This window comes from Streptomyces sp. NPDC049954, from assembly GCF_040656295.1.
Taxonomy (GTDB): Bacteria; Actinomycetota; Actinomycetes; order Streptomycetales; family Streptomycetaceae; genus Streptomyces.
Genome location: NZ_JBFALS010000008.1, coordinates 59,309 through 85,950, shown reverse-complemented (window position 1 = coordinate 85,950; position 26,642 = coordinate 59,309). Strand labels below are relative to the sequence as shown.

Annotated in this window: 29 protein-coding genes and 1 pseudogene; 24 read left to right on the top strand and 6 right to left on the bottom strand. The window is 72.7% G+C overall.

Going from position 1 to position 26,642, the window contains the following annotated elements; translation table 11 throughout:
• The first annotated feature begins 397 nt into the window (after positions 1-397).
• From AB0J21_RS19815 to AB0J21_RS19785, 7 genes are all read left to right on the top strand, one after another.
• A complete protein-coding gene (locus tag AB0J21_RS19815; protein WP_363147320.1) occupies positions 398-1,411 on the top strand; it encodes a LacI family DNA-binding transcriptional regulator in 1,014 nt (337 codons plus the stop codon).
• Between the two features lie 636 nt (positions 1,412-2,047).
• Positions 2,048-3,406, top strand: a complete 1,359-nt coding sequence (locus AB0J21_RS19810; RefSeq protein ID WP_363147319.1) for a sugar ABC transporter substrate-binding protein — start codon at positions 2,048-2,050, stop codon at positions 3,404-3,406.
• Positions 3,407-3,413: 7 nt separating this feature from the next.
• Entirely contained in the window at positions 3,414-4,376 is a 963-nt protein-coding gene (locus AB0J21_RS19805; protein WP_363147318.1) for a sugar ABC transporter permease, read from the top strand.
• Positions 4,377-4,407: 31 nt separating this feature from the next.
• Positions 4,408-5,355, top strand: a complete 948-nt coding sequence (locus AB0J21_RS19800) for a carbohydrate ABC transporter permease (RefSeq protein WP_363147317.1) — start codon at positions 4,408-4,410, stop codon at positions 5,353-5,355.
• A 163-nt stretch (positions 5,356-5,518) separates the two neighbouring features.
• Complete coding sequence (locus AB0J21_RS19795) at positions 5,519-7,129, top strand: alpha-amylase family glycosyl hydrolase (RefSeq protein WP_363147316.1); 1,611 nt, start codon at positions 5,519-5,521, stop codon at positions 7,127-7,129.
• 100 nt (positions 7,130-7,229) lie between these two features.
• The gene (locus AB0J21_RS19790) at positions 7,230-9,653 is read left to right on the top strand and encodes a discoidin domain-containing protein (RefSeq protein ID WP_363147315.1); all 2,424 of its coding nucleotides are present in this window, start codon (positions 7,230-7,232) and stop codon (positions 9,651-9,653) included.
• Between the two features lie 259 nt (positions 9,654-9,912).
• Complete coding sequence (locus AB0J21_RS19785; RefSeq protein WP_363147314.1) at positions 9,913-10,143, top strand: DUF5133 domain-containing protein; 231 nt, start codon at positions 9,913-9,915, stop codon at positions 10,141-10,143.
• 268 nt (positions 10,144-10,411) lie between these two features.
• Here AB0J21_RS19785 and AB0J21_RS19780 read toward each other — a convergent pair whose 3' ends face one another.
• Positions 10,412-10,825, bottom strand: coding sequence for a VOC family protein (locus tag AB0J21_RS19780; RefSeq protein WP_363147313.1), 414 nt, complete (start codon positions 10,823-10,825; stop codon positions 10,412-10,414).
• A 128-nt stretch (positions 10,826-10,953) separates the two neighbouring features.
• On the opposite strand from AB0J21_RS19780, the gene AB0J21_RS19775 reads away from it, so the two are divergent.
• The 11 genes and pseudogenes from AB0J21_RS19775 to AB0J21_RS19725 all read left to right on the top strand — a co-directional run.
• Positions 10,954-11,157, top strand: coding sequence for a hypothetical protein (locus AB0J21_RS19775; protein WP_363147312.1), 204 nt, complete (start codon positions 10,954-10,956; stop codon positions 11,155-11,157).
• A gap of 114 nt (positions 11,158-11,271) precedes the next feature.
• Positions 11,272-11,460: a hypothetical protein gene (locus AB0J21_RS19770; protein WP_363147311.1), complete on the top strand. Its 189-nt coding sequence runs from the start codon at positions 11,272-11,274 to the stop codon at positions 11,458-11,460.
• Positions 11,457-11,942 (top strand): MrpF/PhaF family protein, encoded by a 486-nt coding sequence (locus AB0J21_RS19765; RefSeq protein ID WP_363147310.1) that lies wholly within the window; start codon positions 11,457-11,459, stop codon positions 11,940-11,942. The genes AB0J21_RS19770 and AB0J21_RS19765 overlap by 4 nt, the downstream gene beginning before the upstream one ends.
• Entirely contained in the window at positions 11,935-12,219 is a 285-nt protein-coding gene (locus AB0J21_RS19760; protein ID WP_363147309.1) for a DUF4040 domain-containing protein, read from the top strand. Before AB0J21_RS19765 ends, AB0J21_RS19760 begins: the two co-directional genes overlap by 8 nt.
• On the top strand, positions 12,216-12,983 hold the full coding sequence (locus AB0J21_RS19755; RefSeq protein ID WP_363147308.1) for an MnhB domain-containing protein: 768 nt from the start codon (positions 12,216-12,218) through the stop codon (positions 12,981-12,983). The genes AB0J21_RS19760 and AB0J21_RS19755 overlap by 4 nt, the downstream gene beginning before the upstream one ends.
• On the top strand, positions 12,983-13,330 hold the full coding sequence (locus AB0J21_RS19750; RefSeq protein WP_363147307.1) for a cation:proton antiporter subunit C: 348 nt from the start codon (positions 12,983-12,985) through the stop codon (positions 13,328-13,330). The genes AB0J21_RS19755 and AB0J21_RS19750 overlap by 1 nt, the downstream gene beginning before the upstream one ends.
• Positions 13,327-15,093, top strand: coding sequence for a complex I subunit 5 family protein (locus AB0J21_RS19745; protein ID WP_363147306.1), 1,767 nt, complete (start codon positions 13,327-13,329; stop codon positions 15,091-15,093). Before AB0J21_RS19750 ends, AB0J21_RS19745 begins: the two co-directional genes overlap by 4 nt.
• A gap of 96 nt (positions 15,094-15,189) precedes the next feature.
• Positions 15,190-15,441 (top strand): hypothetical protein, encoded by a 252-nt coding sequence (locus AB0J21_RS19740; RefSeq protein WP_363147305.1) that lies wholly within the window; start codon positions 15,190-15,192, stop codon positions 15,439-15,441.
• A gap of 108 nt (positions 15,442-15,549) precedes the next feature.
• Entirely contained in the window at positions 15,550-15,924 is a 375-nt protein-coding gene (locus AB0J21_RS19735; protein ID WP_363147304.1) for a hypothetical protein, read from the top strand.
• 117 nt (positions 15,925-16,041) lie between these two features.
• On the top strand, positions 16,042-16,197 hold the full coding sequence (locus AB0J21_RS19730; protein ID WP_363147303.1) for a hypothetical protein: 156 nt from the start codon (positions 16,042-16,044) through the stop codon (positions 16,195-16,197).
• Positions 16,182-16,549 (top strand): annotated as a pseudogene (locus AB0J21_RS19725) (ABC transporter permease); the annotation flags it as partial. The gene AB0J21_RS19730 and the pseudogene AB0J21_RS19725, both read left to right, overlap by 16 nt.
• A 45-nt stretch (positions 16,550-16,594) precedes the next feature.
• Here AB0J21_RS19725 and AB0J21_RS19720 read toward each other — a convergent pair.
• Positions 16,595-17,593, bottom strand: coding sequence for an aminoglycoside phosphotransferase family protein (locus AB0J21_RS19720; protein WP_363147302.1), 999 nt, complete (start codon positions 17,591-17,593; stop codon positions 16,595-16,597).
• Between the two features lie 222 nt (positions 17,594-17,815).
• Between AB0J21_RS19720 and AB0J21_RS19715 the strand changes: the two genes are divergently transcribed.
• On the top strand, positions 17,816-19,069 hold the full coding sequence (locus AB0J21_RS19715; protein ID WP_363147301.1) for an NAD(P)/FAD-dependent oxidoreductase: 1,254 nt from the start codon (positions 17,816-17,818) through the stop codon (positions 19,067-19,069).
• A 31-nt stretch (positions 19,070-19,100) separates the two neighbouring features.
• On the opposite strand, the gene AB0J21_RS19710 is transcribed toward AB0J21_RS19715, so the two are convergent.
• On the bottom strand, positions 19,101-19,685 hold the full coding sequence (locus AB0J21_RS19710) for a TMEM165/GDT1 family protein (RefSeq protein ID WP_363147300.1): 585 nt from the start codon (positions 19,683-19,685) through the stop codon (positions 19,101-19,103).
• Between the two features lie 638 nt (positions 19,686-20,323).
• Positions 20,324-21,127: a class I SAM-dependent methyltransferase gene (locus AB0J21_RS19705; protein ID WP_363147299.1), complete on the bottom strand. Its 804-nt coding sequence runs from the start codon at positions 21,125-21,127 to the stop codon at positions 20,324-20,326.
• A gap of 34 nt (positions 21,128-21,161) precedes the next feature.
• Between AB0J21_RS19705 and AB0J21_RS19700 the strand changes: the two genes are divergently transcribed.
• Together AB0J21_RS19700 and AB0J21_RS19695 are read left to right on the top strand one after the other, a co-directional pair.
• Positions 21,162-21,884 carry a tyrosine-protein phosphatase gene (locus AB0J21_RS19700; RefSeq protein WP_363147298.1) on the top strand — a complete coding sequence of 241 codons (723 nt, stop codon included), beginning with the start codon at positions 21,162-21,164 and terminating at the stop codon, positions 21,882-21,884.
• Positions 21,885-21,979: 95 nt separating this feature from the next.
• Entirely contained in the window at positions 21,980-22,945 is a 966-nt protein-coding gene (locus tag AB0J21_RS19695) for an LLM class F420-dependent oxidoreductase (RefSeq protein ID WP_363147297.1), read from the top strand.
• Positions 22,946-23,036: 91 nt separating this feature from the next.
• Here AB0J21_RS19695 and AB0J21_RS19690 read toward each other — a convergent pair whose 3' ends face one another.
• Positions 23,037-23,801 (bottom strand): MgtC/SapB family protein, encoded by a 765-nt coding sequence (locus AB0J21_RS19690; protein ID WP_363147296.1) that lies wholly within the window; start codon positions 23,799-23,801, stop codon positions 23,037-23,039.
• Between the two features lie 175 nt (positions 23,802-23,976).
• Between AB0J21_RS19690 and AB0J21_RS19685 the strand changes: the two genes are divergently transcribed.
• From AB0J21_RS19685 to AB0J21_RS19675, 3 genes are all read left to right on the top strand, one after another.
• Entirely contained in the window at positions 23,977-24,432 is a 456-nt protein-coding gene (locus tag AB0J21_RS19685) for an ATP-binding protein (protein WP_363147295.1), read from the top strand.
• Positions 24,433-24,579: 147 nt separating this feature from the next.
• The gene (locus tag AB0J21_RS19680; RefSeq protein WP_363147294.1) at positions 24,580-24,936 is read left to right on the top strand and encodes a YkvA family protein; all 357 of its coding nucleotides are present in this window, start codon (positions 24,580-24,582) and stop codon (positions 24,934-24,936) included.
• Positions 24,937-24,979: 43 nt separating this feature from the next.
• Positions 24,980-25,336 (top strand): PRC-barrel domain containing protein, encoded by a 357-nt coding sequence (locus tag AB0J21_RS19675; protein WP_363147292.1) that lies wholly within the window; start codon positions 24,980-24,982, stop codon positions 25,334-25,336.
• A gap of 42 nt (positions 25,337-25,378) precedes the next feature.
• Here AB0J21_RS19675 and AB0J21_RS19670 read toward each other — a convergent pair whose 3' ends face one another.
• On the bottom strand, positions 25,379-26,593 hold the full coding sequence (locus AB0J21_RS19670) for an aminotransferase class V-fold PLP-dependent enzyme (RefSeq protein ID WP_363147291.1): 1,215 nt from the start codon (positions 26,591-26,593) through the stop codon (positions 25,379-25,381).
• Positions 26,594-26,642: the final 49 nt, after the last annotated feature.

Here is a 26,642-nt window from a genome sequence, read left to right as displayed (position 1 = left end):
CGGCCGTCGGGGCCGGTGAAGGTGCCCGGGGGCACGGGGCCCCGACGCCACGAGGGAGGCGACGGTGGGGGTCGCGGCTCCCGTCGTGCGACCGGTGGTCTCACGCGAGTGGAACGTGGCGCTCACCCTAGATGTGTCCCACAGGAGTCAGCAAGACTTCGACAATATTTCGTGAATTCCTGACTCCCGCTCCGGGGATCCGCCTGAGCGGGTGCGTACGGTCGACCGTGAGCACAACCCAGCGGAAACGGGAGCGTGTTGACGTCGGACATCGACGGCAGGGCCCGGTGTGCCGCTCGGGGGACCGGCCGACACTTGTCCTGGTTTCGGTCAGCCACTGAAGATGTCCGACCTTCGACGTCATGCGGTTTGCAACTGCTGCGTTAATCTTGCGCTCATGACGCGACGAATTGCTCAGGTGGCCAAGAAGGTCGGGGTCAGCGAGGCCACGGTCAGCCGGGTGCTGAACGGGCGGCCGGGGGTGGCCGCGGCCACGCGGCAGTCGGTGCTGACCGCACTCGACGTCCTCGGCTACGAGCGTCCCACTCAACTGCGGGGGGAGCGCGCCCGGCTCGTCGGTCTGGTCCTGCCCGAACTCCAGAACCCCATCTTCCCCGCGTTCGCGGAGGTGATCGGGGGGACGCTCGCCCAGCAGGGGCTGACCCCGGTGCTGTGCACCCAGACCAAGGGCGGCGTCTCGGAGGCGGACTACATCGAGCTGCTGCTCCAGCAGCAGGTGTCCGGAGTGGTGTTCGCCGGTGGTCTGTACGCGCAGGCCGACGCCTCGCACGACCACTACAAGGTGCTCGCCGAGCGGCAGATCCCGGTGGTGCTCATCAACGCGGCCATCGAGACCCTCGGCTTCAACGGGGTCTCCTGCGACGACGGCGTGGCGCTGGAACAGGCGTGGCGCCACCTCGCCTCGCTCGGTCACGAGCGCATCGGCCTGATCCTGGGGCCCGAGGGGCACATGCCCTCGCGGCGCAAACTCGCGATGGCCCGCGCGGTCGCGGCCGCGGCCGGGGGCGAACTGCCCGAGGAGCGCGTCGTGCGCGGGATGTTCTCCCTGGAGGGCGGGCAGGCGGCGGCCTCCCGGCTGCTCGACAACGGGGTCACCGGCATCATCTGCGCGAGCGACCCGCTCGCTCTCGGGGCGGTGCGCGCCGCGCGCCGCAGGGGCCTCGACGTGCCGGGGCGGATATCGGTCGTGGGGTACGACGACTCGGCCTTCATGAACTGCGCGGAACCCCCGCTCACCACGGTGCGCCAGCCGATCGAGGCGATGGGGCGCGCGGCCGTGGAGCTCCTCACCCTGCAGATCGGCGGTCGCACCGTACCGCCGGGGGAGCTGCTGTTCGAACCCGAGCTGGTCGTTCGCGGCTCCACCGCCCAGGCTCCGCGCGGCCTCTGAGCGTTCTGGAAGCGCCGGGGCCGGCACGCACGAAGCCGGTCCGCCCCTCCCGCCCCCACAGGTCCGCCTGCGGGGGCTTCCTCATGGCGCGGGACGGGCTTTTCGCGTTCCCGGGTCCTCGTGGACCTCCCGGCGTTAGGGTGCGGTCCCGGCCGGGCGGGCAGCCCTCGCCCGGCGCGAGCCACGGGCCCGGCCTGCGGCACCCCGTCAAGAGCCGGAGCCGGGGAAGTCCATAACTTTCAGAACACCGTTGCGTCTCCGACCGGTCCCAGTTCCGTTCCGGGCAGCCCGTCGTCGCTCCGCAGTCCGTCGCGGGCGAGCGCGGCGCGCGGGGCCGCCCGGCCCGGGCGTACCGCCGTCAGGGTGTGGGCGCAGCGCTGGTGGCCGCCGGATCACGGCCGAAGCGCCGCAGGTCGCAACGGAGTTGGCCGGCCACCCGGCTGCCTGAACCGGTGTGCTTCGCTCCGGCTTGCGAAGTCGGTGCGCCAACTCCCCCTGAGGCCACCGCATCCACCGCTCTGTCAAAGAATTGCGAAATCGGAGCGACATCTTGCGGACATTCGTAGTTGGTGGTTGAGTGAGCGCCGCCACACAGCGAAGTAGCTGTGGGTTTCCCATCCCTAGAGGGGTCCACCGATGAGAAGCTCCGGGTTCCGCCGTACCTGTACCGCCGCCGTAGTGTCCGCGTTGGCCTTGACCAGCCTGGCCGCCTGCGGCTCGGACGACGACGGTAACGACTCCGCGAAGGGCGGCAAGACGAAGATCACCGTCAACTGCATGCCGCCCAAGAGCGCCAAGATCGACCGGAAGAGCTTCGAGGACGACATCGCGACGTTCGAGAAGGCCAACCCCGACATCGACATCGTCGGGCAGGACGCGTTCCCCTGCCAGGACCCCAAGACCTTCGACGCGAAGCTCGCCGGCGGCCAGATGGAGAACGTCTTCTACACGTACTTCACCGACGCCTCGCACGTGGTCGACATCAACCAGGCCGCGGACATCACGCAGTACGTCAAGGACATGAAGGGCTACGCGGACATCCGGCAGGACCTCCGGGACGTCTACACGGTGGACGGCAAGGTGTACGGCGTGCCGCGCACCAACTACTCGATGGGCCTCCTGTACAACAAGAAGCTCTTCAAGGAGGCCGGCCTCGACCCCGAGAAGCCGCCGGCCACCTGGGAAGAGGTCCAGGCCGCCGCGAAGAAGATAGCGGGCCTGGGCAAGGGCATCGTCGGCTACGCCGACTACAGCGCCCAGAACCAGGGCGGCTGGCACTTCACCGCCGAGATGTACTCGCAGGGCGGCGACGTGGTCAGCGCCGACGGCAAGAAGTCGGCCGTCAACACCCCCGAGGGCAAGGCCGTCCTGCAGAACCTCAAGGACATGCGGTTCCGGGACAACTCGATGGGCTCCAAGCAGCTGCTGATCCTCAACGACGTCCAGCAGATGATGGGCTCCGGCAAGCTCGGCATGTACGTCTCCGCCCCGGACAACATCCCGATCCTGGTCAAGGAGAAGGGTGGGAACTACGAGGACCTCGGCCTCGCCCCGATGCCCGGCGGCAAGGGCACCCTGGCCGGCGGCGACGGCTACATGTTCAACAAGAAGGACACCCCGGCGCAGATCAAGGCCGGCCTGAAGTGGCTGGAGTTCCAGACCAACACCCCGGGCAAGGGCCTCAACGACTGGCAGCGCGCCTCCCAGAACAAGGCCCCGGTCGGAATGCCCGAGCCGCGCCTGTGGAGCGGTGCCACCGACGAGAAGGACCTCGCGCTCAAGAAGAAGTACGCGAACGTCCCCGTCGAGAACTACCAGGCGTTCCTCGACGGCGCCGACTCCGTCAAGCCGAAGCTGGAGCCGGCCAAGGCGCAGCAGATCTACTCGGTCCTCGACGCCGCGGTCTCCGCCGTCCTGACCAAGAAGGACGCGGACATCGACGGCCTCCTCAAGGACGCCGACACCAAGATCAACGGCATTCTCGCCCGAGGCTGACCATCCCATGAAGACTGCTCAGGCACCTCAGCGGTCCGCCGCGGCGCCGCCTCCCGCACAGCGGGGGGCGGCCCGCCCGGCGGGCCACGAGCGCGCGGCCCGCCGGCGCCGCGTCCTCGTACACAATCTCCGCGCCTACGCCTTCCTGATCGGCGGCGTCGTCTGCTTCGCCCTGTTCTCCTGGTATCCCGCGATCCGGGCGATCATCATCGCCTTCCAGAAGTACGTCCCGGGCTCCGACCCGGAGTGGGTGGGCTTCGACAACTTCACGGCCGTCTTCCACGACCCGGAGTTCGCCACCGCCTGGAAGAACACCGCGATGTTCACGGTGTTCGCCCTCGTGATCGGCTTCGCCGTCCCGTTCGTCATGGCGCTCGTCCTCAACGAACTGCGCCACGCCAAGGGGTTCTTCCGCGTCGTGGTCTACCTCCCGGTGATGATCCCGCCGGTGGTCAGCGCCCTGCTGTGGAAGTGGTTCTTCGATCCGGGCGCGGGCCTGATCAACGAGGTCCTGCGCTTCCTCCATCTGCCCACCTCGGACTGGATCTTCAGCTCCGACACCGCGCTCGTCTCCCTGGTCCTCGTCTCCACATGGGCCAACATGGGCGGCACCGTCCTCATCTACCTCGCCGCCCTCCAGGGCATCCCCGGCGAGCTGTACGAGGCCGCGGAACTCGACGGGGCGAACATCTGGCAGCGGGTGCGGCACGTCACCATCCCGCAGACCCGGTTCATCATGCTGATGCTGATGCTGCTCCAGATCATCGCCACGATGCAGGTGTTCACCGAGCCCTTCGTCATCACCGGCGGCGGACCGGAGAGCTCCACCACCACCGTGCTGTACCTGATCTACAAGTACGCCTTCAGTTATCAGAATTTCGGCGGGGCCTGCGCCCTGAGCGCCATGCTGCTGGTTCTGCTGAGCCTGTTCTCCGCCTGCTACCTGTGGCTCACCCGCACCAAGGACTGAGACACCGAGGTCCAGAGAGGAGAACAGCGTCATGACCACCGTGCTTCCGCCCACCGAACCGCTGCAGAAGACCGCCCCCCGCAAGAAGGGACGGGCCACCACCCCGGGCATCCGGGGACTCGTCTCGCCGCTGGCCCTGGCCAGCACCAGAGGGCGGGTCATCTACTGGGTGATCTTCACCGTCGTGGTGATCGCCTTCGCCCTCGCGTTCCTCTTCCCGGTGTACTGGATGATCACCGGGGCGGCGAAACCGGCCGACGAACTCACCCGCACCCCGCCCACCCTGTTCCCCGAGCAGTGGAACTTCTCCGGCTACACGGACGCCTGGGACCAGATGGACCTGCCCCGGCACCTGTGGAACACCGTCGTGCAGGCGGCCGGCGCCTGGGCCCTGCAGATCGTGTTCTGCACGGCCGCCGCCTACTCCCTGTCCAAACTGCGCCCCGCCTTCGGCAAGGTGATCCTCGGCGGCATCCTGGCCACGCTCATGGTGCCCGCCCAGGCCATGCTGGTGCCCAAGTACCTGACCGTCGCCGACCTGCCGCTCATCCACACCAGCCTGCTCAACGACCCGCTGGGGATCTGGCTGCCGGCCGTCGCCAACGCCTTCAACCTGTACCTGCTGAAGAACTTCTTCGACCAGATACCCAAGGACGTCCTGGAGGCGGCGGAGATCGACGGGGCCGGGAAACTCCGGCAGCTCTGGTCGATCCTGCTGCCCATGTCCCGGCCGGTGCTCGCCGTCGTCTCCATCCTCGGCCTGGTCGCCGTCTGGCAGGACTTCCTGTGGCCGCTCATGGTGTTCTCCGACACCGACAAACAGCCCATCAGCGTGGCCCTGGTGCAGCTCTCGCAGAACATCTCGCAGAGCACCCAGATCGGTGCCATGGTCATCGCGAGCATCCCGATGGTGCTGGTCTTCCTCGTCTTCCAGCGACACATCATCGCCGGTATCTCCGCCGGTTCCACGAAGGGCTGAGCCGGCCCGCGCCCACCGGCGCCGCCGGACCGATCCTGCGCACCGCCGTCCGCTCCCGTTCCCCGCTGTGGGGACGGCGGTGCGCAGCCCCGAACCGACTAAGCCCCGCCGGGACGACACCGGCCCCGGGGCCCGCTCTCACGCCCGAAAGGAAACACATCGCATGGAAGGCAGCTCTCGGGAGTCCGCCGGCTCGAACTGGTGGCGCTCGGCCGTCATCTACCAGGTCTATCCGCGCAGCTTCGCGGACGGCGACGGAGACGGCACCGGCGACCTGGCGGGCGTCCGCGCCAAGCTGCCGTACCTCGCCGAACTGGGGGTCGACGCCCTCTGGTTCACCCCCTGGTACCTCTCGCCGCTCGCCGACGGCGGCTACGACGTCGCGGACTACCGCACCATCGACCCCGCCTTCGGCACCCTCGCAGAGGCCGAGAAGCTGATCGCCGAGGCCCGCGAGCTCGGCATCCGCACCATCGTCGACATCGTGCCCAACCACGTCTCCGACCAGCACGCCTGGTTCCGCGCCGCCCTCGCGGCGGGCCCCGGAAGCCCGGAGCGGGAGCGCTTCCACTTCCGCCCCGGCCGCGGCGAGAACGGTGAACTGCCGCCCAACGACTGGCCCTCCGAGTTCTCCGGTGAGACCTGGACCCGGGTCGAGGACGGCGAGTGGTATCTCCACCTGTTCACCCCGCAACAGCCCGACCTCAACTGGGACCACCCCGAGGTGCGCCAGGAACACGAGGACGTCCTGCGCTTCTGGTTCGAGCGCGGCGTCTCCGGCGTCCGCATCGACTCCGCCGCCCTGGTCGCCAAGGACCCCGAGCTGCCCGACTTCGTCGAGGGCGAGGGCCCGCACCCCTACATCGACCGCGACGAACTGCACGAGGTCTACCGCTCCTGGCGCCGGGTCGCCGACGAGTACGGAGCCGTCTTCGTCGGCGAGGTGTGGATGCCCGACGCCGAACGCTTCGCCCGCTACCTGCGCCCCGGCGAACTGCACACGGCCTTCAACTTCAACTTCATGACCTGCCCCTGGGACCGGGACCGGCTGCGCGCCGCGATCGACGGCACCCTCGCCGAGCACGCCCCCGTCGGGGCGCCCGCCACCTGGGTGCTGTGCAACCACGACGTGACCCGCACCGTCACCCGGTACGGCCGTGCCGAGGACACCGGCTTCGCCTTCGATCGCAAACGCTTCGGCGTCCCCACCGACCTGGAGCGGGGCACCCGCAGGGCCCGCGCCGCCGCGCTGCTCTCGCTCGCCCTGCCCGGCTCCGTCTACCTCTACCAGGGAGAGGAGCTCGGCCTTCCCGAGGCGGACGTCCCGCGCGAGAAGATCCAGGACCCGATGTACTTCCGCTCCCAGGGCGTCGACCCGGGCCGGGACGGCTGCCGGGTGCCGCTGCCCTGGGTCGCCGACGCCCCGTACAGCGGTTTCGGTTCGAGGGAGGAGCCCTGGCTGCCGCAGCCCGAGGGCTGGTCGGCGTACGCCGCCGACATCCAGGCCGCCGACCCCTCCTCCATGCTCACCCTCTACCGCGCGGCCCTGCGGCTGCGCGCGAGTGAGCCCGGCTTCGGCGACGGACCCATGGAGTGGCTGCCCGCCGCCCCCGGCGTCCTCGCCTTCGCCCGGCCCGACGGCCTCGTCTGCGCCGTCAACTTCGCGCGACAGCCCGCACAGCTCCCCGCGCACTCAGCCGTCCTGCTGGCCAGCGGTTCTCTCGACGAGAGCGGCGGGCTCCCGCAGGACACGGCGGTCTGGCTCAGGCAGTGACCTCCGGGGCGGTGCGCGGACCCATCGCGCACCGCCCCACCGCCCCGTGCCGGGTCGCCGTTCCACCCCCACCCATCCGCACAGAAGGAATGTCATGTACATGGCAACAGTCGCTCCTTCGCATCCGAGATCGCCCTCCACCCCGCCCCCGAGATCCCGTGTCCTGCGCGTGCGCGCGCTCGCCGCCCTCACGGCGCTCGCCTGCACCGCCGGCCTCGGTGCCCTCGCCGTCACCGGCCCCGCCGCGGCGGCCCAGCGGGCCCCGCTCTCCCCGCTCGCCGTCGAGGGGCGAGGCGCGAGCGTCCCCTTCACGGAGCTGGAGGCCGAGGCCGCGACCACCAACGGCCAGGTCATCGGCCCCGACCGCACCTACACGACGCTCCCCTCCGAGGCCTCGGGGCGCAGCGCGGTGCGGCTGGACGCGGCGGGGGAGTACGTCGAGTTCACCCTCACCAAGCCCGCCAACGCGGTGACCCTGCGCTACAGCGTCCCGGACAACACGGCCGGCACCGGCATCACCGCGCCCGTCGAGCTGAGTTCGGGCGGCAGCAAGCTGAAGGACCTCGACCTCACCTCGAAGTACGGCTGGTTCTACGGCAGCTACCCGTTCACCAACACCCCGGGCGACAAGCCGCACCACTTCTACGACGAGACCCGCGCGCTGTTCGGCAGGACGCTGCCGGCCGGGGCCAAGGTACGGGTCACGCTGCCGTCGACCAACGCGACCCCCTGGGCCGTCGTCGACCTCGCCGACTTCGAGCAGGTCGCCGATCCGCTCGCGCGCCCGGCCGGTTCGCTGTCCGTCGTCGACTACGGCGCCGACGCGAGCGGCGCCGGGGACTCCACGAGCGCCTTCCAGAAGGCCGTGGACGCGGGCGCCGCGCAGAACAAGGAGGTCTGGATACCCTCCGGGACCTTCAAGCTCACCGACCACGTGGTCGTCGACAAGGTGACCCTGCGCGGGGCGGGCCCCTGGTACTCCGTCCTCACCGGCCGCAGCTCCACCGACCGCACGCGGGCGGCCGGCATCTACGGCAAGTACGTCCAGGGCGGGGCCTACACCGGCCAGATCCGGCCCTACGAGGCCGGCGGTCCCAGCAAGAACGTCACCCTCAGGGACTTCGCGCTCATCGGGGACATCCGTGAGCGGATCGACGAGGACCAGGTCAACGCGCTCGGCGGCGCCATGAGCGACTCCACCGTCGACAACGTGTGGCTCCAGCACACGAAGGTCGGGGCCTGGATGGACGGCCCCATGGACAACTTCCACCTCAAGAACAGCCGCATCCTCGACCAGAGCGCGGACGGGGTGAACTTCCACGGCGGCGTCACCAACTCCTCGGTGGAGAACACCTTCCTGCGCAACACGGGCGACGACGGTCTCGCCATGTGGGCCGACACCAGGAACAATGTGAAGAACTCCTTCACCAAGAACACGGTCGTCGCACCGATCCTCGCCAACAACATCGCGATCTACGGCGGCAAGGACATCTCGGTCACCGACAACGTCGTCTCCGAGTCGCTCACCAACGGCGGCGGACTGCACGTCGGCAACCGTTACCCGGGCGTCAGCCCCGGCAACGGCACCGACGTCTCGGGCACCTTCACCCTCGCCCGCAACACCACCATCCGGGCCGGCAACACCGACTACGGCTGGCCCTTCCCGATCGGTGCCGTGTGGTTCGACTCGCGCGACAGCTCGATCGACAAGGCGACCATCAACGTCACCGACACCGACATCCTGGACAGCTCGTACGCGGCGATCCAGTTCGTCTCGGGCACCACCAAGGGCGTCAACTTCAAGGACGTCAACATCGACGGCACCGGGACCTTCGCCCTCCAGTTCAACGACCCCGGGCAGTCGAGCTTCACCGGCGTCAAGGCCAAGAACATCGGCTTCCGCGAGCCCGTCTACAGCTGCCTCGGCAGCTCCCTGAACATCACGCAGGGCGCCGGCAACTCCGGCTGGAACGAGAAGCTGCCCGCCACCTACTGCGGCGAGTGGCCCGCCCCCGTGTACGGCGGCGGCAGCGGCCCGACGGACCCGACCGACCCGCCGACCGACCCGACCGACCCGACCACCGAACCCCCGACCGACCCCACCACCAACCTCGCCCAGGGCAAGCAGGCCACCGCGACCTCCTCGACCCAGGTCTACGACGCGGGCAAGGCCGTGGACGGCAACGCGAGCACGTACTGGGAGAGTCAGAACAACGCCTTCCCGCAGTCGCTCACCGTCGACCTCGGCGCCACCAAGGCCGTCAAGCGGCTGGTCCTGAAACTTCCCCCGGCCACCGACTGGGGGGCGCGCACCCAGACCCTGTCGGTGCTCGGTTCCGCCAACGGCAGCTCCTGGACCACGGTGGCCGCCGCCAAGGGCTACCGCTTCGACCCGGCGAGCGGCAACAAGGTGACCGTCGACCTCCCGACCACCACCAGCCTGCGCCACCTGCGGATCACCGTCACCGGGAACACCGGCTGGCCCGCGGGACAGCTCTCCGAACTGGAGGCCTACGGCTCCTGAACCGGTACGCCCAGGCTCCGCACGGCACCTGACTCCGCGCGGTCGCACGGGGCCGTGTCCCGCCTCCGGGCGGGGCGCGGCCCTTCGCGTGCGGCGGGCCGCGCCGCCCTCGCCCGACGCGCGCATCCCGCCCGGCCGGGTCATGATGAACGACGGGACGGGCCCGCCCGGGACGGCGGCCGTCCCCTTCCCGTGTGCCCCCTGCCGACCCCGGCCCCGCCGCGCATCACGACGGGGCCCTTCGCCGGAGTACGACACCATGCCTGTGCCCGAGCACGACCTGCTGGCCGATCTCGCCCGCCGCTACCGGCATCAGGAGCGCCTGGTGCGCACCGCCCCGCACGACCTGGGCCGCCGCCGGCGCCTGGAGGAGACCGCGTACACCCTGCGGGTCCTGACCGGCCGGGCCACCGCCCACGAAGCCGTCCGCGCCGCGGAGGTGGGGCTCGCCGGGGCCGGCCGGGTCCCCGTGGCCCGTACGCCGCGCTGACCGGACACCGGCCGCGCCCCGCGGCACGGCACCGTCATGAAAACGTGACCCGCATCACAGGTGTGCGGAGTGCGGGGCGGGGCACGAGACTGCTGACCCGAGCTCACGGTGGCCCTCCCCCCGGCCTCCTTGAGCCGATGCGGCCCCGCGCGCCCACCCCCCCCAGGGCGTCAGCGGGGCCGCGGTTCGTCCGGCCCGGGCCGTCCGGCCGCAGCGCCGTCCGGCCCGGGGCCGCTCGTGATCCGACCGTCCCGGCCGCGTGTCCCGCTCAGTGCCCGATCGGCTCGTTGTCCGCCGACTCGTTGCCCGAGACGGCCAGCGTGAAGGAGTGCCCCGCCGGATCGGCGTACAGCCGCGTGTCACGCGGACCGCTGTTGTCCTTCGTGTCGATCGGCCGGGCCCCGAGCCCCATGGCCTCCCGCTCCGCCTCGTCCATGTCGCCGTACGCCACCAGGATGTGCAGATGCGCCTGGAGCGAGTCGTCCGGGCGCGGCCAGCTCGGCGGCGCGTACCCGTGGTCCCTGCGCACCGCGAGATGTACCCCCGCCCCGCTCACGACCTCCACGAAGTCCGGATTCGCTCCGTGCCGTATCTCGCCTCCCAGCAACTCCGCGTAGAAGGAAGCCAGTTCGACCGGCTCCGCACAGTCCAGCACCAAGTACGTACTCTTCGCCACCGTCATGGTCTGCGGATACCCCACCCCGGTCCCGGCACACGGCGCCCCGTGTCGCGCCGGGCGACGCGGGGTACGCGGGGCGCGAAAGGGCCCGGAAGCCACCCGGGCCGTACCCGCACCGAAGGAGACCCCCGATGGACCGTGCCGAAGGGCACCCGATACCCGAACCGGTCAGCCCCGTCACGCTCGCGCCGAAGCCGCCGCGCGGGCCCGTCCGCACCCATCTGCCCGGCCGCGCCACGCGGGAGAAGAACGGCGACACCGGGAGCGGCGCCGAGCCCCGGCCGCCCGCCGACCCCGACTGGCCGGCCGGGAACGTCGTGCGCGGACTCGACTGACCCGTCCGGCGGCCAGGCGTGGCACGCCCGCCCCGGAGGGCGGCGGTGGTTACATGACGTCCCGTCACCACCCCGTCACACGAACGGGGCGGACCCGGCCGTGGAGGTGAGGACGTGGCGACAACGACTCGTGCGGCCGCGCGCGCGGGCGCCGAGATCCTCGCGTGGTGGGCGTCGCTCACCGGACTCTGGCTCGTCCTCATCAGCACCGTCGACCCGGTCGAACTCGGCGTGGGCACGGGCAGCGCCCTGCTCACCGCGCTCGTCGCCCGCGCCGCCCGACGGGCGGTGACCCGCGGGTGAACACCTGGCTCGCCCTCGCGGCCGCCCTCCTGGTCCTCGGACTCGGCCCCGCCGTATGGGGTGTGGCGAGCGGATCACTGCGCCGCCGGGTCGTGTCCCAGAACCTCGCGACCACCACCGCCGGCCTCGTCCTGCTCCTGCTCGCCCAGGGCTACGGCCGCCCCACCTACACCGATCTCGCGCTCGTCCTCTCCGTCCTCGGCCCCACCGGAACGCTCGTCTACGCGCGGCTGCTGACCGAACGTCTGCGCCCGGGACCCCCCGGTGCCTGGCTGACCACGGTGCTGCCCGCGCTCGCGATCGCCGCCGTGGTCCTCGCCCTCGTCGTCGCGACGGGACCCGGCCGGGCGGCGGCCAAGCTCCTCGTCATCGGCGTCCTCCTCGTCGTCGGGAACAGCCTGGCCTCGCGCGCCCTCGTGTCCGGCATCGGCGGCGAGGCGAACACCGCCACCGGCACCGGGACAGGGGGCCGGCATGGCTGAGGACCTGCTCGTCGGCGTGGCCCTGCTGCTCGTCGTGGCCTCCTCCACGGCGGCCGTCCTCGTCCGCAGCCCCGGCCGCCAGGCCCTCGTCCTCGCCGTGGCCGGGCTCACCCTCGCGCTCCTGTTCACCGTCCTGCAGGCCCCCGACGTCGCCCTGTCCCAGCTCGCGGTCGGCTCCGTCCTGACCCCGCTCCTGCTCATGCTGACGGTGCACAAGGTGCACCGCCGCTCCCGCCCCGGACCGTCCGCGAGCCGAGCGAAGGACCGGCGGCGATGAGGCACCGGCTGCGGCTGGGGCTGCTCCTCGTCTCGGGCGCCGCGCTCGCCGTCCTGCTCGGCGCGGCCTGCCTCGGCCTGCCCCGCTTCGGCGGCGCGAGCCACCCCTACGGAGAGCGGGCCACCGCCGCCGCCCTCTCACGGCACACCGCCAACGTCATCTCCTCCGTCAACTTCGACCTGCGCGCCTTCGACACCCTCGGCGAGGAGAGCATCCTGTTCGCCGCCGTCCTCGGCACCGGCGTCCTGCTGCGCCGCACCAAGGACGAACGCAAGAAGGCCCCCGCCCCCGACCCGGCACCCCGCCGCGTACGGCTCTACACGCTCGCCGTCCTGCCCGTGTCCCTCCTCGTCGGTCTGTACGTCATCGCCCACGGCCAGCTCAGCCCGGGCGGCGGCTTCCAGGGCGGGGTCGTCGTCGCGAGCGCCGTCCACCTGCTCTACATCGGGGTGGACTACCGGGCCCTGGAACGCGTACGCCCCCTCGGCCCCTACGTGGTCGCCGACGCCGCGGCCGAGGGCGCCTACCTCCTGATCGGCGCGGGCGCGCTCCTCGCGGGCGGCGCCTACCTCGCCAACGACTTCCTGCCGTACGGCACCTTCAACACGCTCACCTCCGGCGGCACCGTGCCCCTGCTCAACGCGGCCGTAGGCGTCGAGGTGGCTTGCTCCGTCATCGTGCTGCTCGCCCACTTCCTCGACCAGGCCGTCGAGATCGAGGCCGCCCGCGCCGCCCGCCTCGCCGAGCGGACGGAGGAAGCCTGATGGACGTCCTGCCCTATCTCGCCGCCGTCTGGATCTTCCTCGTCGGCTGTTACGGCCTCGCCACCAGCCGCAACCTCATCCACGCCGTCGGCTGCCTCGGCGTGTGCCAGTCCTCGACGTACGTCCTGCTGCTCGCCGTCGGCTACCGCGACGGCGCCACCGCGCCCGTCTTCGCCGACCTCAGGCCCGGCTCGCGGCCCGTCGTCGACCCCGTCGTCCAGGCCCTCGCCCTCACCGACGTCGTCGTCGGCGCCACCGTCACCGCCCTCCTGCTCGCCCTGGTCGTCCAGATCGCCAAACGCCACGGGACCGTGGACCCCGACGAACTCTCCGAACTGCGCGGATGAACCGACTCCTGCCCCTGCTCGTCGCGGTCCCGCTGTGCGGCGCCGCCGTCCTCGTCGTCCTCGGCCGGCTCGTCACCCGCCGTGTCGCCGAAGCCCTCGGCGCGTTCTTCGCCGCCGCCACCGCGGCCCTCGCCGTGACGCTCCTGACCGGCCCGGGGCCCCGCGAGGAATGGGTCGGCGGCTGGCGACCGCACCACGGCGAGAGCGTCGGCATCGTCCTGGACGGGGAGCGCACCGGTGTCGGTCTCGCCGCGCTCGTGTCCGTCCTCGTCGTCGCCTCGCTCGGATTCGCCTGGCGCTACTTCGAGGAGCCCCCGCACCGGCAGGCCGGCACCTTCCCCGCGCTGGTGCTGCTGTTCCAGGCCGGGATGTGCGGCTTCTGCGTCACCGGCGACCTCTTCAACGCCTTCGTGTTCTTCGAACTCATGGGCGTCGTCGCCTACGCCCTCACCGGTTACCGCGTCGAGGAGGCCCGCGCCGTCCAGGGCGCCCTCACCTTCGGCGTCCTCAACTCCCTCGCCGCCTACGTCGCGCTGCTGGGCATCGGGCTGCTCTACGCCCGCACCGGGCAACTCGGCATGCGGCAGATCGGGCGCGCCCTCGACCGGGGCGGACCGCCCGACGCGCTCGTCCTGGCCGCGTTCGTGCTCGTCGTCACCGGCATGCTCGTCAAGGCCGCCGCCGTGCCCTTCCACTTCTGGCTGCCCGACGCGCACGCCGTCGCCCCCAGCCCCGTGTGCATGCTCCTGTCCGGGGTCATGGTGGAACTCGGGGTGTACGGCGTGTGGCGTCTGCACACCACGGTGTTCGCGGGGCCCGGCGGCGTCCCGGCCGAAGCGGTGCAGCGGGCGCTGGTGACGCTCGGCGTCCTCACGGCCCTCGCCGGCGCGCTCTTCTGCTGGCTGCAACGCCATATCAAACGGCTCCTCGCCTTCTCCACCGTCGCCCACACCGGGCTCTTCCTGACCGGCGTGGGCCTGTCACGCACCGAGGGCGCGGGCGGGGTCGCCGTCTACGTCGTCGCGCACGCCGGGGTGAAGGCCGCCCTGTTCGCCTGCGCCGGAATCCTCCTCGACCGCTTCGGCAGCGTCGACGAGTACGCACTGCGCGACCGGGCCCGCCACGCCCCCCGCTTCGTCGGCCTCCTGTTCGCTCTCGCGGCCCTCGCCCTCGCGGGGCTGCCCCCGTTCGGCACCTCCCTCGGCAAGTCCGTGATCGAGGAGAGCGGCGGCACCGCGCTCACCGTCGTCCTCGTCGGGGTGTCCGCCGTGACGGGCGGGGCGGTCCTGCGGGTCGCCGGACGGGTCTTCTTCGGGCTCGGCCCGCGCCAGCGACGTCCCGAGGGCGAGAACCCGGCCGACACCACGAGCGGCGAGGACGAACACCCCGAGACCGGCCGACGCCTGGGTCGCGCCCCCCTCACGATACAGACCGTGCCCGCGCTGCTCCTGCTAGGCGCCCTGCTCACCGGCTGCGTCCCCGCGTTCTACGAGGCGGTCGCCCGCGCCCCCGAGGGCGGACCGCACCTCCCGCCGCCCGTCCACTGGACCTCGTCCGGGGTCGTCCTCGGTCTGCTGTCCACCGCCCTGGCCCTGGCCCTCGCGGCCCGCGCCGTGCTGCACCCCGTGGCCCCCGGCGGACGCACCTGGACGGGGCCCCTGCGCCGTCTCCAGTCCGGCCACATCGGCGACTACGTCGCGTGGCTGCTGGCCGGGGCGGCCCTGCTCACGGCTCTCACCCTCCCGGGCACCCTCACCGGCTGACCCGGGTCACCGCACGCGCATCCCCGCCGCCCCGGCGGGTACGCGGACCGCACACCCGCACAGCGCCCGGACCACCGGGCCGGAAGGAGAACCACGATGGGTGAAACCCCGCCGAAGGCGCCCGGCGAGCACGGCAACCCGCCCGTCCCGCGCGACATGCCCGACCAGCAGAGCCGGCCCGGCGAGGACCCCCTCGACATCCAGCCGCCGCCGGCCAACGACGGCTCGGGCAAGCGGGGCGGCTCCGGCCAGGACGTGCCCGACACCGACGAGGCCGGCACCGGCAGAGCGGGCGACACACCGGCCGACGAGTCCGAGGGGCCCGCCCCGGAGGAATCGACCGGCTGAGCACCGCCGCCCGCCACCGGCGGGCCGCCCACTCGCACGACCGGCCCGGTCGGAGGACCCTGGAAGGGCCGACCCTGCCGACACCCCCCCACGACGGGAGCACACGCAGTGACCACACACACCACGGACCAGGACCAGCCCAATCAGGTCGTCGTGGAACTGGAGGGCGACTCCGCCCGCGACGCCGACGCCGTCCTCACCGCGCTCGGCGGGGCCTTCGGATCCGACCGCGCCCCCGGCGACGTCCCCGAGGACACCGAGGGCCGCCCCACCGTGTGGAGCGCCACCTTCGACGTCTCCGACGAGCGCGGGAAAGCCGCCCCGGTGCCGCTGACCGGACCCGTCACCCTGACCGCCCAGGGCGGCTACCATGCCGTGGGCCGGCTGCGCGAGGCCCTCGCCGACGTCTTCGCGGTCCACGTCACCGGCACCGCCTCCGGTGACCAGGAACAGGAGTTGCAGTTGCGCCTCGAAGGAAAGTGACGCGAGTGGGGGAGGGGCCGGAGCAGTGGCCCGACGGCCGCGACACGGTGCGGGGCGCCCGGTGACTGGCCCGGCCGCGCCGCGGGCCGTCACATGACGAACCCGGCGCTCCGGCCAGTGGCACCCGGCACCCTGCTGCCCGTGGACGGGCGGCTGGCCGCCGCCCTGCTCGCCCTCCTCCTGACCGCGGCGATCGTCGCCGCGCTCGCCCGACTCGCCCCGGACGACTCCTGGCGCCGCTCCCGCGACATCCTGCGGTCACCGGCATCCTGATCGGCGGCGCCCACACGGCGACCGTCCTCAGCGGCCGACGCGCCCTCGACGAACTCACCATCCGCAACGCGGCGAGGTCGAGGCCGCGCTCGCCCTCGGCCTCGAAGAGCGCGAGGCCAGGCTGGAGGTCGCCCGGCCCGCCGCCTCGGAAGCGCTGCTCCCGGGCCTCGACCAGACCCGCACCGTCGGGCTCGTGACGCTTCCGGGCGCCTTCGTGGGCATGCTCCTCGGTGGCGCCTCGGCCGTTCAGGCGGGCGCCGTCCAGCTGTTCGTCCTGATCGCGCTCATGGCCGTGCAGGCGGTCTCCGTGGCCCTCGTCCTCGAACTCGTCACCCGCGGCCTCCTGAACCGGCGGGGCCGGGGCCCGCCCCGCGCGCGGCGCCCGGCCCTCCGTCGTTCAGCCGTAGCGCAGGAACAGCCCGGCGAGGTAGTCCTCCAGCCGGCCGGCGAGCACGGCCGGCGTCAGATCGCGCCGTCCGGCCTCCCGCCAGGGCACCGCGACCTTCTCCGCGTCCGGCGCGAAGGCCAGCGCGTCCAGCAGACGCCAGTACAGGTGCGCGGCCGGCTCCTCGCTCAACGTCCCGCCGGCCGCCCGGTAGTCGTCCGCCAGGCGCATCCCCGCCGGGACGCCGTGCAGCAGCGCGAGCGCGGTCGAGCAGTGGGCCACGTCCAGATCGGCCGGACCCCACGAGGTCTCCACCCAGTCGACGACCCCCGTGACCGCCAGGTCCGTGCCCCGGCCCGAGAACAGCACGTTGCCCGGGTGGAAGTCGCGGTGCAGGAAGCAGGACCGGTGCGGCGGCGGGGGCCGGCGGACGACGTCGACGGCCCGTCGCCACAGCTCGGGCCGCCGCGTCCCCTCCGGCACCCGTACGCGCTCGGCCGACGTCCACGCCTCGTACGTCCGGGGGCGGGCGTGCCCGGGGACGCCGAGCCGGTGCACGCCGAGCAACTGCCGCGCCAGCAGCGCCGTCCGCCTCCCGACCTCGTCGGGGCGCCCGTCGTCCAGCCGCACGCCGCCGGGCAGCAGCGACATCAGCAGCGAGGGGTGGTCGCACTGGAGCGCCCCCGCGTCCACGTCGAGGAGGGCGGCGGCCGGCACACCGGTACCGGCGAGCAGCCGCAGGACGTCCGCCTCGCGCGTGAGCAGCCCCGGCGCGTGCCGTACGAAGAAGGGCTTGACGAAGGAGCGCAGGACCAGGGAGCGCGGCCCCTCGCCTCCGGCGACATCGAGGCGCCGCATCTGCGAGGTCCAGCCGCCGCGCAGCGGCGTCACCCCCACCAGACGCTCGCCCTCGCCCAGAGACCGCTCCACCCACGCACGGGTCCGGGACCACTCCTGGCGCTCGACACCGATGTCCGCGACGCCCGTCGCCGTGCTCCCGGCCTCTGTCATGGCCGTGAGCTTACTGATCATCAGGCTGTACGAACAGCCGCTCCAGCTCCTCGCGCACCTCGCCCCGGCCACCCGCCCGGCGCGGCCCCGCCCCGCGCGCCGCCGCGAGCGGCCGCCCCGTCCAGGAGTGAACCGGACTCCGCCGTGGAACGGATCGCTCGGGCGGCGCGCGACGCGCGGTCGTCCCCTGTCGGCAGTACGCGGAGGAAGGCGGTGGCGGACGTGTCCCTCACGACCGGCGAAGGACTCGGCGTCCGGATCGTCGGGGCGGGAGCGGCGGGGCTGGCCTGCGCGCTCGACCTCGCCCGGGCCGGAGTGCGCGTCCGGGTCCACGAGGCCGGGGACGTGCCCGGCGGACGGCTGCGCACCGACCGTTACCTCGGCTTCGTGATCGACCGCGGATTCCAGGTCTTCAACACCGCCTACCCGCAGGTCAAAGCGCGACTGGACCTCAAGGCGCTGCGCCTGAGGCCGTTCACCCCGGGCGCGCTGATCCACACCGGACACGGCCGCCGACGCCTCACCGACCCCACCCGCAGGCCCCGGGACGCCGCCGCCCTGCTGCCCGGAAGGCTCGCCGGGACCCGCGACCTCGCCGCCCTCGGGGTGCTCTCGGCCCGTGATCTGCTCGCCCCCGTACGCGTGCTGACCCGCGCCGGGGAGACCACGACCCGTACGGCGCTCGCCGCCGCCGGGCTCTCCGAGGAGTTCGTCGCCACGTTCTTCGCGCCGTTCCTGTCCGGCGTCTTCCTGGAGGACGGGCTGGAGACCTCCAGCCGGGTCTTCCACCTCGTATGGCGGAGCATGCTGCGGGGCACCCTGTGCCTGCCGGCCGCCGGTATCGGCGCCGTGCCCGCCCAGCTCGCCCGCGCCCTGCCGCCCGGCTGCCTGCGCCTCGGCTCTCCCGTGGAGCAACTCACCGAGGACGGGCTGCGCACGGTGGAGGGCACCGAGGAACCCGCCGACGCGGTCGTCGTCGCCACCGGACCGGCCGGCGCCGCCGCGCTCCTGCCCGGCCTGGACCTCCCGCCGTACCGCACCGTGACCACCTACTACCACGTGGCCCGCACCACCCCGCTGGCCGAACCGACCCTGCTCGTGGACGCCGGGCGCCGCTTCCTCAACACCTGCGTCCTGAGCGAGGTCGTCCCCGGGTACAGCCCCGACCACCGGGCGCTCGTGGCCACTTCGGTGCTCGGCGCGGACGAGCCCGGACGGGAGCGCGGTCTGCGCTCCGCGCTCGCCGAGGTGTACGAGGCACCCGCCGAGGAGTGGGAGCCCCTCACCGTCCGCACCGTCCACGAGGCCCTGCCCGCCATGCCGCCCCCGTGGCCGCTGTCCCGCACCACCCGCCACAGCCCCGGCCGTTACGTGTGCGGGGACCACCGTGCGACGGGCTCGCTCCAGGGGGCCCTCGCCTCCGGAGCCCGCGCGGCCCGCGAGATCCTGCGGGACCTCGCGGGCCGAACCGGGTGAGCAGGGATCGCGCGGCGCGCGTCCCGGTTCCTCAGCCCCGTATCGCCTCGACGACCGACCACACCGCGAGGAGCGCCATGCACACGCCGCCGATCCGCTGCACCGTCTTGAGCGGCACCCTCTTCGCGATGAACCGGCCCGCGAGCAGCGCCAGGGCCGAGACGGACATGAGGGCCGCCGCCGCACCGATGGCGACCGACAGCGTGCCGCGCGAGGCCGCCAGGTTGGCGGTGGTGATCTGCGTGAGATCGCCCCACTCGCTGACGAACACCGCCATGAACGCCGTCGTGTAGACCGGCAGGAAACCGGTCACCGTCTTCACCTCCCCGTCCTCGTCGTCATCGCCCCCGCCGGCCCGCAGCAGCATGAACGCGCCGAAGCCGAACAGCGCGGCGGAGACGAGGGAGACGATCCAGGAGGGCAGCAGGCCGATCAGGCCGCCGGCCGCGCACGCGATCACCACGTGCACGATGAACGCGGTGGACGTGCCGAGCCAGACGTACAGGGGCCGCATGCGCGTCCCCATGGCCAGCGAGGCGAACATGGTCTTGTCGGGGAGCTCGGCGAGAAAGATCAGGCCGAAGGCCGTGACGATGGCGAGTGGATCAAAGGTCATCGGGACGGTGTGGCTTCCTTGCTCTGGCCGCGGCCCGCGGCCGCGCACCACCCCGGAGGGCGAGGAGAGGACCACTCGGCCACGGCACGACGAACGCGCCCACGGGTGCGGGCACGGTCCTGCCAGGCCGAAGGTCTCGTCCACCGCACCGCGAGCGGTACGGCCCGGCGGCCGGGCCACCGCGCCCCCTCACGGGTGGCGAGCGGCCAGTATGTCGACCTGCCGGTATCTCGGGACTACTCCCCTTCGTCTGCCGACCAGGGTAGCAAGTGCCGGCCGACCGCCCGGACCCGCCTCGGAAGGCCCGGCGGCGGGCCCGCGGCCCCCACCGGCCCCTCCGGCAGGGGCGGCGGCTCGCGCTGTTCAGCGTCCGGGCCTGCCCACCGCGACCCCGAGCACGGTGCGCGACAGGTACTCCTCCCGACGCGGAGGACCGGCCGGCAGGTGTGGCTTGAGCCCCGGCAGCCGCCGCGCCGGCTCAGGCGCCCGCGCCGGCACCTCGTGGGGTCCGCGGCAGGTTCCCCGTCTGAGGCTGTACTCCTCGACGGCAGTGGCACGGACCGACGGGCGGCCTTCCTTCGGCAACGCCGGGCGGCAGGCGCATCACGCGCCTCGGGGGAGCGGCCGTGTCCCCGGCGTCACCGCTTCCGGGCCAGGAACAGGTCGGTGGCCAGCTCGAAGGCGAGGGTGCCGCCGTGCCCGTCCACCACCTCGGCCAGCGCCTCGAAGAGCCGCACGCGACGCCGCTCGGGCAGCAGCCGGTAGTACGACACCGTGGACAGGTAGTTGAGGTACGTCCGTGTGTCGTACCGCGTCTCCTCGCGCAGCCGGATCTCCCTCAGGCCGGTGAAGCGCCCGTCGGCGCGGCACTCGGCGGCCGGCCACTGGCCGCTGTCCCACGAACCCGGCAGCTCCCCCTGCGGCCGCACGAGTTCCGCGTGCGGACTCGCGGCGGTACCGAAACGCCGGTCGACCTCGGCGAGCCGGGCGTGCACCTCCTCGTCCCGCACCCGCAGCACGTTCCAGCACAGCGCGAGCGTCCCGCCCGGGGCCAGCGCCGCATGCGCGAGGTCCCAGCGCAGGGCCCGGTCGAACCAGTGCCAGCAGGTCGCCGCGAGCAGCAGGCCGTAGCCCTCGGCCGGCCGCCACCGCTCGAAGGACTCGACCTCCACGCGTACCAAGGGGTGCCCGGCGGTACGGCGCCGCAGCACCTCGGCCATCCGCGGATCGGGCTCCACGCACAGCAGGGCCACCCCGCGCTCCGCGAAACCGAGCGTGGCCTTGCCGGTGCCCGCGCCGAACTCCACGGCGCCGAGGCCGCCCAGCGCCGCGTACTCCAGCACCACGGGGGCGAGCCGCGGCGCGTAACCGGGGCGGGCGGACTCGTACATCTCGGCGACCTCACCGAAGACGAGCGCCCGCGGCCGTTCGGAAATCCCCATGGACCCCTCCCGTGATCGTGTCTATCGTGAGCGCGTGAACCGACACCTCGCCTTCGAGCGACTTCACAACTTCCGTGACCTGGGCGGATATCGGACCCGGAACGGCCGGACGACACGCTGGTCCACTCTCTACCGCTCCGATTCGCTCGCCAAGCTCCGGGGAGCCGATCTGGAACGGTTCCGTGACCTCGGCGTGCGCACCGTCGTCGACCTGCGCCACCCCTGGGAGATCGAGGGAACGGGCCGGGTGCCGGACACCGAGGGGCTCGACTTCCGCAACCTCAGCGTCGAGCACCGCGCCTGGGACCAGGGGAGGCTCGGCGAGGTGTCCGACCCGTGGCGTTACCTCGCCGACCGCTACGCCGAAGTGGCGGTGGACGGCACGCGGGAGCTGGCCGAGGTCCTCACCGTCCTCGCGCACGGCGAAGGGCCCCTCGTCTTTCACTGCGCCTCCGGCAAGGACCGCACCGGCATCGTCGCCGCCCTGGTCCTGACCCTCGTCGGGGTCGACGAGGACGCTGTCGCCGCTGACTTCGCCCTCACCGAACTAGCCACCGAGCGGCTGCGCGCCGACTGGAGTGACCGCAACGGGGGCCGCGCCCCCACCTGGGAGCACTACGGGCGGGCCCCCGAGGACGTCATCCGGCACTTCCTCGCCGACCTGCGCACGGAGCACGGCTCGGTCGAGAAGTACGTGAGCGGAGCACTCGGCGTGCCGGAGTCCACCGTGGAGGCTCTGCGCACCCGGCTGCTGTGAAAGCCGTGGTGAAAGGGGGAGCTCCTGGAGCACCCGGAGTGCCCGCTTGGGCGACGCGAGGTTTCGGCCGCTGACCGGCCGGTCAACCGTGGTGCATGCCGCAGATCGGATACACCATGATGACCGAGCAGGCCGGACCGCGTGACCTCGTGTCCCACGTGGTGGGCGCCGAGCAGGCCGGATTCGACTTCTCCGTCACCTCCGACCACTACTTCCCGTGGCTGGAGGAGCAGGGGCACGCCCCGTACGCGTGGAGCGTGCTCGGCGCCGCCGCCCAGGCCACCGAGCGCATCCCGCTCATGACGTACGTGACCTGCCCGACCGTCCGCTACCACCCGGCCGTCGTCGCGCAGAAGGCGGCGACCCTGCAGGTGCTCTCGCAGGGCCGGTTCCGGCTCGGACTCGGCTCGGGCGAGAACCTCAACGAACACGTCGTCGGCAAGGGCTGGCCGTCCGCACCGGTACGGCTGGAGATGCTCGCAGAGGCCGTGGACATCATCCGCGCGCTGTTCGCCGGCGGCGGCGTCACCCACCACGGCAAGCACTTCGACGTCGACAACGCGCGGCTGTGGGACCTCCCCGAGCAGACCCCGCCCCTGGGCATCGCGGTGTCCGGGCCCCGTTCCTGCGCGCTCGCCGGCCGTCTGGCCGACCTCGTCATCGCGACCGAGCCCAAGAGCGAACTCCTCGCCGCCTTCGACCGCCACGGGGGCGCCGGCAAACCCCGCGTGGGACAGCTCCCGGTCAGCTACGGGGCCGACAGGGAAGCGGCGATCGACCGCGCCCACCAGCAGTTCCGCTGGTCCGTGGGGCCCTGGCCGGTCAACGCGGAACTCCCGGGCCCCGCCTCCTTCGACGGCGCCACCCAGCACGTGACCCGCGAGGACATCGCGCGGGCGGTGCCGTGCGGGGACGACGTCGACGCGTTCGTCGAGGCGGTCGGGCAGTACGCCGACGCGGGCTTCACCGAGATCGCCCTCGTCCAGATCGGCGGCGATCAGCAGGCCCCGTTCCTGCGGTGGGCCGAGAAGGAGCTCCTGCCGGCCCTGCGCAGGCTGTGACGACGGGCCCGCCCGGGGCCGTCACCGGCGCGTCCGCCGGGCCCGGGCCGGGACCGCACGGCATCGTCCGCCCGGCCGGAGCGGGCAGCCCTCACTCCCCGGAGTCCGTGCGGTCCGAGGCCACGTCGAGGACACCCTCGAACTCGGACAGCGAGGCGACCAGGGCGTACACACTGCCGGGCCCCTCGACCTCCAGCCACACCGAACGCGAGGACGTCTCGCCCTCCGGCGGTGGCTCGTGGGTGGTGCGCGCCGCCGTCGAGGGACGTTCGACGCTGACCTGGCTGACCCGGAAACCCTGGTCCGTGCACTCCTTGAGCACGAGGGACAGCACCCCGCTGCCCGAGCGGTAGGTGAGGCTCAGCCCCGCCTGCTCCACCGAGGACAGCGCGGGGACCCACCGGGTCAGCCACGGATAGCCGCGCACCACCAGGAAGTGCACGGCGGTCGCCGCCATCGCGAGCAGCGGCAGCCCACCCCCGCAGGCCATCCCTATGGCACAGGTCAGCCAGACCGTCGCCGCCGTCGTCAGCCCCCGGACCGCGTCCCGGCGTACGAAGATCAGCCCGCCGCCGATGAAACCGATGCCGGACACGATCTGCGCCGCCACCCGCGAGGGGTCGAAGGACACGGCGTCCAGGCCGAGCACCGCGTTGAAGCCGTGCTGCGACACCTCCATGAACAGCGCGCTGCCCACCCCGACCAGGGTGTGGGTACGCAGCCCCGCGCTCTTCTGCTGTACCGCGCGTTCCGCCCCGATGAGCGTCGACAGCAGCAGGGCGAGGCCCAGTTCCGCGAGTTGGCGGGCGCCCTGCCCCGCGCCCGGATCGAACAGGGACCAGGCGTTCGTCTGCACCCCGACCTCCGTTCCTTGATCGTCCGTGATGGTCGAGAGGCCGAGCTTAACGACCCAGGAGAATCCTGTGACGGCCATCACTTTTTATGACAGGTGTGCGGTGCCGTTTCGCGGGTATGCGACCGAGCCGGGCGGGCATTTCACCGCTGGAAGACCGGTTCGCGGGCTGGAGAAGATGAGCGAACAGACTATGACGAGCACTGCTGCTGTTCCCCGGGAGCCCACGCCGGTCGAACCCCTCCGCCACACGAGCCAGTACACGGGCGAACCGGGCTGCATCGCCGACGCCCGCGCCGAGACCACGCGCTTCCTGCACCGGCTGCGCTCCGAATGGTGCGCCGAGTTCGACGACCGCACGGCGGGTGACATCCAGCTCGTCGTCAGCGAACTGGTCACCAACGCCGACCGGCACAGCCACGGCCCCTACGTGCTGGAGCTGGAGGGTACCGACGCGCGCCTCACCGTCGCCGTCTACGACAGCAGTTCCGCCCTGCCCACCGTGTACGCCCCGGACCCCACCCGGATCGGCGGACACGGACTGGAGATCGTCCGCGCCCTCGTATCGGAACTGCACGCGGAAGCGGTCCCCGTGGGCAAACGCGTGCGCGCCGTGATCCGCTTCGGCGGCTGAATTCCCCGGGTTTCCCCGCATTCGTGGCCGCGCGCCCGGCGCACCCGGGTTGTCCGGCCCCACGCCGACTTCACCGGCCGCCTCAGCGGGTAGGCGTCACACAGTGGCCGCGGCAGCGGGCGCGTGACGCCGAACGGGAGGACCGCGATGAGCGAGGGATTCAGGGACGTCGCCATCATCGCCGCCCTCGTGGCCGCGGTACTTCTCGTCGCGGCCCTCGTGCTCGCCGTCCGGCTCGTACGGGTGCGCCGGGCGCTGCGCGCGGCCGGGCTGCCTCAGGGGCGGCGCTGGGTCTTCTGGGGCGCCCTCGCCTACCTCGTCCTGCCGACCGACCTCATCCCCGACCCCGTCTACCTCGACGACATCGGCGTGCTCCTGCTGGCACTGCGCTCCATGGGCGCGGGCCGCGCCGGGCAGTACGCTGCCCAGCGCACGCACGAACACCTCGGCGGCCGGCGCGGAAGCGGGACCGGGCCCAAGGCCGCCGGCCGCACCGACACGTGACCCGTCAGGGGCCACGGACCGCGAACAGAAGGCGAGTGGGGCGATGGACGCACTGTGGCACTTCACCGACGACGTGGCGCCGCCGGCGGGGGAGTCGCTCACGGGTTACCGGGTGGCGGCCACGGACGGCACGGTCGGCACCGTCGACCGCTGGGTGGCCGAGCCCGGCCGGGCCCATCTCGTGGCCGACACCGGCGTGTGGGTCTTCGGCCGCAGCGTCCTGATCCCGGCCGGGATCGTCGGCCGGGTCGACCCGGCCACGCGCACCGTGACCGTCCTGCGCACCAGGAACCAGATAGGCGACGCGCCCGGATTCACCACCGACCGGGACACCGCCGACCCCGCCTACCTCGCCGAGGTCGGCGCCTACTACGCGCGGCTGGGCGCGCCCCCGGCCTGAGCTTGGTGCGCGCGGGCCCGGGCCGGGCGCCCGCCGACTACGTCACAGCGCGCGCAGGAAGGCCGGCAGCCGTTCGGCGAGGTACGCGTAGTCCTCGGGCCGGTTGTACACGTGCGTGGACAACCGCAGGAAGCCGCACCCGCCGAACGAGGTGACCGACACCTCGCAGCGCAGCTCGTGCGCGATCCGCCGCTGGAGCGCCGCGGCCTGCGCCGGATCGACCGCGAGACCGTCCGCGAGCGGTATCAGCCGCATCGTCGGCGCCTGGTTCACCGCTACGGGGGCCAGGTCCTGGTCCAGCGCCCCGGCGAGCAGCGCCTGCGCCTCGTCCGCGAGCCGCGTCAGGTCCGCCCGAGCCGTGTCCCAGCCGTGCCGCTCCTCGATGTGGTCGAAGGAGGCGGACGCGACGAGCCAGCCCGTCGTGTCCTGGGTGCCCTGCTGGTCGAACCGCTCCGGGAACGGGTCGGGGGCGCCCCAGGAGTCGGTCAGCGGGACCAGTTCCTGGGCGTGCGGGCCACGCGCCACCAGGGCGGCGCTCCCGCGCGGGGCGCAGGCCCATTTGTGCAGGTTGCCGGTCCAGTAGTCGGCGGCGCCCGCGTGCGCCAGCGGATCGGCCAGCATGCCCGGCGCGTGCGCCCCGTCAACGAGGGCCCGGGCGCCCACCGCGTGCGCCTGTTCCACGATCGCGGCGACCGGGAACAACCGGGCCGTGGGGGAGGTGATCTGGTCCACGACGACGAGCGCGACCGGCGCCCCCGGCCGCGCCAGCTCGCGCGCGAAACGCTCGGTGACGTCCTGCGCCGAGGCGTCCAGCGGCACCCGCACGGTGTCCACGACGGCCCCCGCGCGGGCGGCGACCCGGCGCACCCCCATCGTCACCGCGCCGTAGCTGTGGTCGGTGAGCAGGACCCGGCTCCCGCGCGCGAGGGTGAGCGAGTTGATGACCGCGCTCACCCCCGAACTGGCGTTGAGCACGAAGGCCAGATCGCCGGGGGCCGTGCGCAGGAAGGCGGCGACGCCCTCGCGGGCCCGTGCCACCCGGCCCGGCAGCTCACGGAACCACGCGTCGGGATTGGCCTCCATCTCGTCCCGCAGCTGCTGCCGCAGAGCCAGTACGGGGCGCGGCACCGCGCCGAAGGAGCCGTGGTTGAGGTGGCGCACACCCGGGTCCAGGGCCCAGTCCCGCAGGCTGTCGACCTCGTCGGCCCGGACGGACGGGTTCGCGGTCGTCCCCACGACGGACGGCTGAGTGGTCATGCAGGCTTCTCCTTCGGGCTCACGCGCCTCCGGCGCGGGTTCGCCCTCG

Excerpts from the sequence above, each read along its gene's own strand:
- AB0J21_RS19805 (WP_363147318.1), top strand. The coding sequence starts at position 3,414 with ATGAAGACTGCTCAGGCACCTCAGCGGTCCGCCGCGGCGCCGCCTCCC.
- AB0J21_RS19675 (WP_363147292.1), top strand. The coding sequence starts at position 24,980 with ATGGACGCACTGTGGCACTTCACCGACGACGTGGCGCCGCCGGCGGGG.
- AB0J21_RS19750 (WP_363147307.1), top strand. The coding sequence starts at position 12,983 with ATGGACGTCCTGCCCTATCTCGCCGCCGTCTGGATCTTCCTCGTCGGC.
- AB0J21_RS19745 (WP_363147306.1), top strand. The coding sequence starts at position 13,327 with ATGAACCGACTCCTGCCCCTGCTCGTCGCGGTCCCGCTGTGCGGCGCC.
- AB0J21_RS19780 (WP_363147313.1), bottom strand. The coding sequence starts at position 10,825 with ATGACGGTGGCGAAGAGTACGTACTTGGTGCTGGACTGTGCGGAGCCG.
- AB0J21_RS19790 (WP_363147315.1), top strand. The coding sequence starts at position 7,230 with ATGGCAACAGTCGCTCCTTCGCATCCGAGATCGCCCTCCACCCCGCCC.
- AB0J21_RS19810 (WP_363147319.1), top strand. The coding sequence starts at position 2,048 with ATGAGAAGCTCCGGGTTCCGCCGTACCTGTACCGCCGCCGTAGTGTCC.
- AB0J21_RS19760 (WP_363147309.1), top strand. The coding sequence starts at position 11,935 with ATGGCTGAGGACCTGCTCGTCGGCGTGGCCCTGCTGCTCGTCGTGGCC.
- AB0J21_RS19695 (WP_363147297.1), top strand. The coding sequence starts at position 21,980 with ATGCCGCAGATCGGATACACCATGATGACCGAGCAGGCCGGACCGCGT.
- AB0J21_RS19800 (WP_363147317.1), top strand. The coding sequence starts at position 4,408 with ATGACCACCGTGCTTCCGCCCACCGAACCGCTGCAGAAGACCGCCCCC.
- AB0J21_RS19795 (WP_363147316.1), top strand. The coding sequence starts at position 5,519 with ATGGAAGGCAGCTCTCGGGAGTCCGCCGGCTCGAACTGGTGGCGCTCG.
- AB0J21_RS19680 (WP_363147294.1), top strand. The coding sequence starts at position 24,580 with ATGAGCGAGGGATTCAGGGACGTCGCCATCATCGCCGCCCTCGTGGCC.
- AB0J21_RS19710 (WP_363147300.1), bottom strand. The coding sequence starts at position 19,685 with ATGACCTTTGATCCACTCGCCATCGTCACGGCCTTCGGCCTGATCTTT.
- AB0J21_RS19685 (WP_363147295.1), top strand. The coding sequence starts at position 23,977 with ATGAGCGAACAGACTATGACGAGCACTGCTGCTGTTCCCCGGGAGCCC.
- AB0J21_RS19705 (WP_363147299.1), bottom strand. The coding sequence starts at position 21,127 with ATGGGGATTTCCGAACGGCCGCGGGCGCTCGTCTTCGGTGAGGTCGCC.
- AB0J21_RS19755 (WP_363147308.1), top strand. The coding sequence starts at position 12,216 with ATGAGGCACCGGCTGCGGCTGGGGCTGCTCCTCGTCTCGGGCGCCGCG.
- AB0J21_RS19815 (WP_363147320.1), top strand. The coding sequence starts at position 398 with ATGACGCGACGAATTGCTCAGGTGGCCAAGAAGGTCGGGGTCAGCGAG.
- AB0J21_RS19785 (WP_363147314.1), top strand. The coding sequence starts at position 9,913 with ATGCCTGTGCCCGAGCACGACCTGCTGGCCGATCTCGCCCGCCGCTAC.
- AB0J21_RS19740 (WP_363147305.1), top strand. The coding sequence starts at position 15,190 with ATGGGTGAAACCCCGCCGAAGGCGCCCGGCGAGCACGGCAACCCGCCC.
- AB0J21_RS19720 (WP_363147302.1), bottom strand. The coding sequence starts at position 17,593 with ATGACAGAGGCCGGGAGCACGGCGACGGGCGTCGCGGACATCGGTGTC.
- AB0J21_RS19775 (WP_363147312.1), top strand. The coding sequence starts at position 10,954 with ATGGACCGTGCCGAAGGGCACCCGATACCCGAACCGGTCAGCCCCGTC.
- AB0J21_RS19670 (WP_363147291.1), bottom strand. The coding sequence starts at position 26,593 with ATGACCACTCAGCCGTCCGTCGTGGGGACGACCGCGAACCCGTCCGTC.